Here is a 1787-nt window from a genome sequence, read left to right on the forward strand (position 1 = left end):
TGCACCGGCTGCTGTCTGACCCGCAGACGGCGGTGATCGTGGTCGAGCACCGCGACCGGCTGGCCCGGTTCGGCGTCGAGCACCTGGAGGCCGCACTGTCGGCGTCCGGGCGGCGCCTGGTCGTCCTCGACCCCACCGAGACCGCCGATGACCTGGTACGCGACATCACCGAGGTGCTCACCTCCATGTGCGCCCGCCTGTACGGGCGGCGGGCAGCGAAGAACCGGGCCGCCCGCGCGGTGGCCGTAGCGACCGGCGAGGCCGCCGAGTGAAGAAGTTCCAGCCGCAGCCCGGGTTCGTGGTGCAGGCGTACCGCTTCGCACTGGACCCGAACGCCACCCAGGAGCATGCTCTGCGCTCGCACTGCGGCGCGGCGCGTGCCGCCTACAACTGGGCCGTCGGCTGGGTGACCGCCTCTTGGTGGCAGCGCCGCTCGGAGGAGTCCTACGGCATCGGCGAGGCCGGGCTGACCAAGTGGCGGCCGTGGTCGCTGCCCGCGCTGCGGAAGGCGTTCAACGAGGCCAAGCACACCGATCCGAGGTTCGCCGCCTGGTGGGAGGAGAACTCCAAGGAGGCGTACTCCACCGGCCTGGCGAACGCGTCGGCCGCGTTCGACAACTACGCGAAGTCCAAGAACGGCAAGCGGCGCGGCAAGCGGATGGGTGCGCCGCGGTTCAAGTCGAAGCGCAAGGCGCGCCTTGCCTGCCGGTTCACCACCGGCGTGATCCGCGTGGACGCCGACGGCCGGCACGTCACCCTGCCCCGGCTGGGCACGATCCGCACCCACGAGCCCACGGTGGAGCTCCTCGCCCGCGTCCAGGCCGGGACGGCCCGGATCCTGTCCGCGACCGTGCGGCACGAGCGCGGACGCTGGTTCGTCTCGTTCCAGGCCGAGGTCAAGCGGGACCTCCAACGCGTGGCGCGGCCGGACGTGACGGTCGGCATCGACCTCGGGGTGAAGACCCTCGCGGTCATGGCCGACAGCACCGGCGAGATCCGCACCATCGTGAATCCCGGGCACTACGACCGGGCACGCAAGCAGCTGCGCCGCGCCTCCCGCGTCGTCTCCCGACGCCAGGGCCCCGACCGGCGGACCGGGCAGAAGCCGTCGAAGCGGTGGGAGAAGGCCAACGCCGCCCGCAACAAGGTGCATCACCGGGTGGCCAACCTCCGCGCGGACGCCCTGCACAAGCTCACCACCGCCGTGGTGGCCGAGTACGGCACGGTCGTGGTCGAGGACCTCAACGTCGCCGGGATGCTCCGCAACCGGCGTCTCGCGCGAAGGATCGCCGACGCCGGGTTCGGGGAGATCCGCCGCCAGCTCACCTACAAGACCCGCCAGCGCCACGCCACCCGCACCATCGCGGCGGACCGCTGGTACCCCTCCTCCAAGACCTGTTCCGGGTGCGGCACAGTGAAAGCCAAACTGCCGCTGCACGTGAGGACCTACCAGTGCGACGCCTGCGGCCTGGTCATCGACCGGGACGACAACGCCGCACTCAACCTCGCCGCGCTCGCGGCAGCCGCAACAACTGGTACCGGAGTGGCCGGAGACCAGGACACCCAATCGGTGTCGAAGCCTCGTGGAGCCGACCAGAAGACCCGCACCACCCGCCCCCGCCGCAAGGCGGAGGCGGGGCGGGCAGGTGGCGCAACCCTGCCGCACCAGCGGCAGACGGAAGCGAGAGACCGTACTCAAGCCGGAGCCCTCACGCTCTGGTGACGAGACGGACCTTCCGGGCGGAAACGTCCGGAATACTGAGACCTGACTACGGTCTCGGCAACGG

At 71.2% G+C, this 1787-nt stretch carries 2 protein-coding genes; both read left to right on the top strand.

The genetic code is table 11. The annotated features are described in order from the left end of the window. Positions 1 to 272, top strand: a 272-nt coding sequence (locus ACFVYN_RS41320) for a recombinase family protein (protein WP_390008081.1), incomplete at its 5' end; no start/stop codon positions are given. Next, positions 269 to 1723, top strand: coding sequence for an IS607 family element RNA-guided endonuclease TnpB (gene tnpB / locus ACFVYN_RS41325; protein WP_390008084.1), 1455 nt, complete (start codon positions 269 to 271; stop codon positions 1721 to 1723). The genes ACFVYN_RS41320 and tnpB, both read left to right, overlap by 4 nt. Positions 1724 to 1787: the final 64 nt, after the last annotated feature.

Source organism: Streptomyces sp. NPDC058307 (assembly GCF_042880295.1).
Taxonomy (GTDB): domain Bacteria; phylum Actinomycetota; class Actinomycetes; order Streptomycetales; family Streptomycetaceae; genus Streptomyces.